General features: G+C 71.9%; 8 protein-coding genes. 6 read left to right on the plus strand and 2 right to left on the minus strand.

Annotated features, from left to right (window positions below):
• The 4 genes from DW306_RS02045 to DW306_RS02060 form a co-directional block, all read left to right on the plus strand.
• On the plus strand, nucleotides 1–256 hold a 256-nt coding region (locus tag DW306_RS02045; RefSeq protein ID WP_136053982.1), incomplete at its 5' end, for a hypothetical protein.
• A gap of 21 nt (nucleotides 257–277) precedes the next feature.
• Complete coding sequence (locus DW306_RS02050) at nucleotides 278–1,075, plus strand: EI24 domain-containing protein (RefSeq protein ID WP_136053983.1); 798 nt, start codon at nucleotides 278–280, stop codon at nucleotides 1,073–1,075.
• A complete protein-coding gene (locus tag DW306_RS02055) occupies nucleotides 1,075–1,848 on the plus strand; it encodes a DNA-formamidopyrimidine glycosylase family protein (RefSeq protein WP_136053984.1) in 774 nt (257 codons plus the stop codon). The genes DW306_RS02050 and DW306_RS02055 overlap by 1 nt, the downstream gene beginning before the upstream one ends.
• Before the next feature lie 104 nt (nucleotides 1,849–1,952).
• Complete coding sequence (locus tag DW306_RS02060) at nucleotides 1,953–2,360, plus strand: DapH/DapD/GlmU-related protein (protein ID WP_136053985.1); 408 nt, start codon at nucleotides 1,953–1,955, stop codon at nucleotides 2,358–2,360.
• Nucleotides 2,361–2,384: 24 nt separating this feature from the next.
• On the opposite strand, the gene DW306_RS02065 is transcribed toward DW306_RS02060, so the two are convergent.
• Complete coding sequence (locus DW306_RS02065) at nucleotides 2,385–3,044, minus strand: response regulator transcription factor (RefSeq protein ID WP_136053986.1); 660 nt, start codon at nucleotides 3,042–3,044, stop codon at nucleotides 2,385–2,387.
• On the minus strand, nucleotides 3,037–4,278 hold the full coding sequence (locus DW306_RS02070; RefSeq protein WP_136053987.1) for a PspC domain-containing protein: 1,242 nt from the start codon (nucleotides 4,276–4,278) through the stop codon (nucleotides 3,037–3,039). The genes DW306_RS02065 and DW306_RS02070 overlap by 8 nt, the downstream gene beginning before the upstream one ends.
• A 114-nt stretch (nucleotides 4,279–4,392) precedes the next feature.
• On the opposite strand from DW306_RS02070, the gene DW306_RS02075 reads away from it, so the two are divergent.
• Nucleotides 4,393–5,949 (plus strand): PspC domain-containing protein, encoded by a 1,557-nt coding sequence (locus DW306_RS02075; RefSeq protein ID WP_136053988.1) that lies wholly within the window; start codon nucleotides 4,393–4,395, stop codon nucleotides 5,947–5,949.
• A complete protein-coding gene (locus DW306_RS02080) occupies nucleotides 5,946–6,284 on the plus strand; it encodes a hypothetical protein (RefSeq protein ID WP_136053989.1) in 339 nt (112 codons plus the stop codon). The genes DW306_RS02075 and DW306_RS02080 overlap by 4 nt, the downstream gene beginning before the upstream one ends.
• Nucleotides 6,285–6,324: the final 40 nt, after the last annotated feature.

Here is a 6,324-nt window from a genome sequence, read left to right on the forward strand (position 1 = left end):
CGTGCTCGTCGACGGCGCGCTCGTGCTGTACCTCGAGCGCGGCGGGCGCACCGTGATCTCGTTCACCGACGACGTCGACGTGCTGCGCGCCGCCGCCGCGGACCTCGCCGCGACGGCCCGCGCCCGCCGTCTCGACACCCTCACCGTCGAGAAGATCAACGGCGAAGGCGTCTACGGCACCGATCTGGCGGTCGCGCTGCAGGAAGCCGGCTTCGTCGCTACCCCGCGCGGCTACACGCTGCGCAAGGCGGTCTGAGGACCGCCTACGCTGAGAGCCATGATCCGAGAGTTCGCCGCCGGCATCCGCACCCTGTTGCGCGGATTCGGCCTGTGGCGCACCCGCCCGGGACTGATGAATCTCGGCCTGCTCCCCGCCATCATCACGGTCGTCGTCCTCGGCGCCGTCCTGGTGCCGCTGGCCCTCAACATGGGCACGATCGCCGCCTGGATCACCCCCTTCGCCGAGGAATGGCCGGCGCCGTGGAAGGGCCTGGTGCGCGGTGCGGTCGGCTTCGTGGTCGTCGTCGCGTCGCTCGCCCTGGCCAGCGCTGTGTTCACCGCGCTGACCCTGACGATCGGCGACCCGTTCTATCAGCGCATCTGGCACGCGGTCGAAGTGCAGCTGGGCGACGCTCCCCCGGCCGACGGCGGCGGCTTCTGGACCACGGTCGCCGAGGGATTGCGGCTGATCGTGCTCGGCATCCTCATCGCGATCCTCGTGCTGCTCATCGGCCTCATCCCCGCGGTCGGCGGGTTCCTGGGTCCGGTCGCCGGCGTGATCCTCACCGGACGGCTCCTCGCGCGAGAGCTCACCGGTCGCGCCTTCGATGCGCGCGACCTCTCCCCGGCCGACCGCGCCGCCCTGTTCTCCGGCAGCCGCGCCCGGGTGCTGGGGTTCGGCGTCGCGACCCAGCTGTGTTTCCTCATCCCGGGCGGCGCCGTCGTCGTCATGCCGGTGGCCGTCGCCGGCAGCACCATGCTCGCGCGCGACATGCTCGCGCGCACCGCACGGCCGTCGGTCGCGGCAGCCGGTCCCGGCACCCACTCCCTGCCGACTCGACCCGGAGCCTCCTGATGCCCGAGGGCGATACCGTCTTCCGCACGGCGCGGCGCCTCGACGAGGCGCTGGCCGGCGGCGAGGTCACCCGCTTCGACCTCCGGGTGCCGCGCTTCGCGACCCTCGATCTGACCGGCCAGCCGGTGCACGGCGCCGTGTCCCGCGGCAAGCATCTGCTGCTGCGCGTCGGCGACAGCACGATCCATTCCCATCTGCGCATGGACGGCGCCTGGTTCGTCTACAGACCCGGCGAGAAGTGGCGGCATCCGTCGTACAAGGTGCGCGCGATCGTGGGCACCGCCGACCGCGAGGCGGTCGGCGTCGACATCGCCGAGATCGAGGTCGTGCCCACCCGCGACGAAGAGCAGCTCGTGGGGTATCTCGGGCCCGATCCGCTCGCCGACGACTGGGACATCGCCGAGGCCGTCCGCCGTCTCGGGGCCGATACGCGCAGCATCCATGTCGCCCTGCTCGATCAGCGCAACGTCGCAGGGTTCGGCAACGAGTACGCGGCGGAACTCCTGTTCCTGCGGGGAATCCTGCCGACGACTCCGACGCCGGAGGTCGATGTCCCGGCCCTCCTGAAGCTCGGCGTCCGCACGATCCGCGCCAACCGCGACCGCATGGCTCGCACGTTCACCGGCATCGACCGGCCGGGTCAGGCGGCGTGGGTGTACGGACGCTCCGGACGCCCGTGCCGGCGCTGCGGGACGACGATCCTGCGCGGCGAACTGGGCGCCGATCCGACCCGCGAACGGGTCACGTTCTGGTGCCCGTTCTGCCAGCGCTGAGCGGTGGTTCCCGAGCCCGACGAAGGGCATCCATCCGCGGGAATGAATCCGCCCCTCCTGTGGTTGTTGATATATCCGGGGAACTCCGGAACACGGGAGGAATCGTGGGCAAGAACTACGTCGACATCGAGAACGACCAGGGAGCGACGCTGCGCTATCGCAAGCACGCCAACGGTCGTGGTCTCGTCGCGCACGGAGCGAAGGTGCACCCCAAGGCGCACATCGAGGCCGGCGCGTACATCGAACCGGGAGCGCGCATCGGCGCCGGGGCGACGATCGCACGCGGTGCCTGGATCGAACCGGATGCCGTGATCGGCGAGGGTGCTCACATCGAGGCCCACGCGCACATCGGTCAGGGCGCAGCGATCGGCGACAACGCCCACGTGGGCGTGCGAACCGACGTCGGAGCCGGAGCCCGCATCGTGCGCGGCGCCCGCATCGGCGACGATGAGACGGTCGCCGCGGGTCTGACCGTCGCGACGACGTCGAAGGGCCTCTGGCTCGCCGCCTGAGCGGCCCGCAGAAGGCGCCTGCTGCTAGAGCAGGCGCCGCTCCGACGCCCAGACGGTGAGCTCATGCCGTGACGACAGCTGCAGCTTGCGCAGCACGGACGACACATGCGTCTCGACCGTCTTGATCGAGATGAACAGCTCCGCCGCGACCTCCTTGTAGGCATAGCCGCGGGCGATGAGGCGCATGACCTCCTGCTCGCGTGCCGATAGCCGATCGAGCTCGTCGGTCGCCGTGGCGATCTCACCCGCGACCGCGCCGAACGCGTCGAGCACGAACCCGGCGAGGCGCGGCGAGAACACCGCGTCGCCGCCGGCCACCGCGTGCACGGCGCCGCTCACCTCGGCGCCGGACGAGCCCTTCGTGATGTACCCGCGTGCTCCGGCGCGGATGACGCGCACGACATCTGCCGCGGCATCCGACACGCTCAACGCCAGGAACCGCGACGCCGTGGGCATCGAGCCGCGGATCACCGACTCCCCGCCGGTGGAGTCGTCGCCGGCGCCGCCCGGAAGGTGCACGTCGAGCAGCACGACGTCGGGCTGCGTCTCGCGGATCACCGCGATCGCCGACGGCACGTCCGCCGCTTCGCCGACCACGTCGACGCTCGCGTCGAGGTCGGCGCGCAGCCCCGAGCGGAAGATCGAGTGGTCGTCGACGATCACGATCCGGATGCTGTCACCCACGGTCGTCCTCCTCCGTCTGTGCCGGGGTCGGCTGCGGGCCGGTGCTCCCGCGCGGCCCCGTCGTGAGCCTCAGGTGCACCTCGGTGCCCTTCTCGTCACTGCGCACGGTGCCGGCGCCTCCGACCCGTCGCATCCGGCCGATGATCGACTCGCGCACGCCGAGGCGGTCGCTGGGCACGTCGTCCAGCCGGAATCCGGCGCCGCGGTCGCGCACGAACACGTCGACGTCGGTCGCGCTGCCCTCGATGTAGACCGAGATCTCCCCCGCCGCATGCCGGGCGGCGTTGAGCATCGCCTCGCGTGCGGCGGCGGCGAGCTCTCCGCTCGCCCGCTCCGTGGAGAGTCCCGCGGATACGACCTCGATCCGCACCGGATAGTCGAGCTCGAGTCCCCCGGCATAGTCCCGCAGATCGGTCGCAAGGTCGCTGTCGGCCGGGGCATCGCCGTCGTACAGCCACGCGCGCAGCTCGCGCTCCTGCGCTCTCGCGAGACGGGCAGCCTCGCTCGATGCCCCCGCCCTGTTCTGGATCAGCGCAAGGGTCTGCAGCACCGAGTCGTGCAGATGCGCGGCCATCTCGCTGCGCTGCTCTTCCCGGATGCGTCGCACGCGCTCGCCCGCGAGCTCGCGCCACCGCGGGATCAGCGTGGATGACAGGACGGCGAGGAGACCGGCGAGCGGGATCAGCACGAGGGCGACGCTGCCGACGGGCCTGGTGAGGAGCAGCCCGAACATCACCGCGAGCAGCAGGACCGACGCGATGCGGAGGATCGCCGTATGTCGCGGTCCGCGCGCCGTGTCGGTGCGGTCGATCAGCGTGGCCCAGACGCCCGAGCCGGCAGCGAGGGCCACGGTCGCGCACACGAGGACGGCGGAGGCATCCGAGGGGACCGGCACGAACAGCTCCTCGCCGCCGCGCCAGAACACCACGACCAGCACGCCGAGCACCGCCGGGGCGAAGAGGATCCACGCCACCGGCATCCGTCGCGTGGGCGACCCCTCGCCGTCGGCCCACGGCATGAAGGTCCAGCACCAGGCGTAGAGCAGGATGCCGGCGCCGCCGCAGAGCACGAGAGCGAGGAAGAGCGCGCGCACCATCCACACCTTCACGCCCAGGTGGCGGGCGAGTCCTGTGCTCACACCGGCCACGAGGCAGTCGCGATCACGGGTCAGCGCCGGGCGCGACGACGCCTCTGCAGGAGAGGTCCGCGCGGGAGCGGGCGCCGAAGAGGACATGTCGACATCCAATCATCCACGAGCGCGATCCGGGGCCTCCCCGGTCCAGAACCAGGGGCCGCTCAGGGGTTCCCCCCATAGCCGGGGAGCACCCGGTGCCGACAGGATCGAAGCATGACGATTCCGACTGCGCCTCCGCCCCCCGCCGACCACGCCGATCCCGGCGCCGGCGGCCCGGGCCCGGTCGCCCCGCAGGGCGCCGAGCGCTTCCTCCTCTGGGTCGCCGGCCCCGGGGTCGCCCGCTCCGACGGATGGCTCGGCGGCGTCGCCGCCGGCATCGCCGCCCGGCTGCGGATCGATCCGCTGATCGTGCGCGGCGTGCTCGTGATCGCCGCCCTGTTCGGCCTGCCGGTGATCTTCCTCTACGCGGTCGCATGGGCCCTGCTGCCCGACATCGACGGCCGCGTGCATGCCCGCGACCTGCTGAGACAGAACTACCAGCCCGTGCAGCTCGGCATCCTCGGGATGGCGATCGTCGGGCTCGTCCCGACCGCTCCGCTCACCGGCCGACTGTTCGGGTTCGGCTACGAGAGCTGGTCGGCGCTGGCGCTGTTCAGCTGGATCGTCGGGCTCGTCATCGTGGGCGGCCTGCTCTTCCTGATCGTGCGTGCTGCGAGCCGCACCCCGGGTGCTTCCGCGCCGGATCTGCCGATGGCTTCCGCAGATCCGGCGGCCCCGGCCGCGTCCGTCCCCTTCAGCGGTTCGGGTACCGCTGAAGGGACGGACGCCACTTCCCCCGACGCGTACGTCGCGCCGGTCGCGCCGTCGGAGACCTTCGCCGGCGAGGTTCCCCCTGCGCCCCCGGCACCCCTTCCGGCGGGCGTGCAGGATCCGGCCGACATCGCCGCGTGGCGTGCCCAGCACACCGCCTGGAAGGAGCAGGACCAGGCCTGGCGTCGCCGCCAGCAGGATGCTGAGCGCGCGGCGAGAGACCAGCTGCGCCGTGAGCGCCAGGCCGCGGCCTCCGTGTTCGCAGCTGAGGCGGCCGAGCGTCGTCGCGTCCGCCGCGCCTCGAACCCGCGCGCCGGGTTCGCGATCATCGCGTCGGTGCTCGGTCTGGCGATCGTGACCGGAGCCGTCGTCGGACTCTGGAACGGCGGCGACGGCACGAGCGGCGCACTCGGCCTGTTGTCTGCGGCCCTGGTGCTCGCGCTCGGGATGATCGTGGCCGGCGCGTTCCGCCGCCGCAGCGGTTTCCTCGCCTTCGCGACCGTGCTCACCCTCGCGGGCGGTCTGGTGGCCGGCGGCTTCTCCGCGTTCCAGGACGTCAGTCTCGGCTGGGCGTCGATCTCCAACAACCAGGCCGCGCACGTGCGACAGCCGTTCGGCGACCTCTACATCACCCTCAACCAGCACGACGACGGCACCCGTCCGATCGTGGTCGAGAAGGGGTCCGGAACGACGTGGATCTCCGTCGATCCCGGCGTCGAGCTCGACCTGCGCGCCACCGTCGACACCGCGACCGTGGAATGGGAGCGGGTCGAGGTGGGCACCGGCACCATCATCGACAGCGGCACCTGGGGCGGCCAGGGACAGGGAGACGTGCACAGCATCAGCGAGAAGCTGTCGTCGGAGTCCGTGTCGACGACGACCGTGCAGCCCGTGACCATCGCCCAGACCAGCGGCACCATCACGATCATGATCTCCGAGCCGAAGGACGAAGAACGATGACCACGACGACCGCGCCCACGAGCACCGCGAACACCACGACCGCCGGCACCGACGAGTCCACCGCACCCCGCACCCGCTGGGCCGCGATCGTGTGGGGTCTCCTGTTCGCCGCGGTCGCCGCGGGCGCCCTGTGGCTGCTCGCCGACGACGACCGTCGATCCGGCATCGCGGACTGGACGACCTCGCTGACCCCGACCATGATCGGCACCATCGCCATCCTGACGGTCGGCGTCCTGCTGCTCGTCGCGGGCGCCGCCGGCCTCCTCCGCCGAGCGCAGCGACGGATGGCCGCGGGCACCGCGCCGGGCACGGGGGCCGACGCCGTCACGGAATAGCCGCACACCCCGAAGGGGCCGACACGCCAGATGTCGGACC

The organism is Microbacterium sp. K24, assembly GCF_004794465.1.
In the GTDB taxonomy this organism is placed as follows: Bacteria; Actinomycetota; Actinomycetes; order Actinomycetales; family Microbacteriaceae; genus Microbacterium.

Bases quoted from the DNA above. Each gene is read 5' to 3' on its own strand.
- DW306_RS02050 (WP_136053983.1), top strand. From the start codon at position 278: ATGATCCGAGAGTTCGCCGCCGGCATCCGCACCCTGTTGCGCGGATTC.
- DW306_RS02055 (WP_136053984.1), top strand. From the start codon at position 1,075: ATGCCCGAGGGCGATACCGTCTTCCGCACGGCGCGGCGCCTCGACGAG.
- DW306_RS02070 (WP_136053987.1), bottom strand. From the start codon at position 4,278: ATGTCCTCTTCGGCGCCCGCTCCCGCGCGGACCTCTCCTGCAGAGGCG.
- DW306_RS02075 (WP_136053988.1), top strand. From the start codon at position 4,393: ATGACGATTCCGACTGCGCCTCCGCCCCCCGCCGACCACGCCGATCCC.
- DW306_RS02080 (WP_136053989.1), top strand. From the start codon at position 5,946: ATGACCACGACGACCGCGCCCACGAGCACCGCGAACACCACGACCGCC.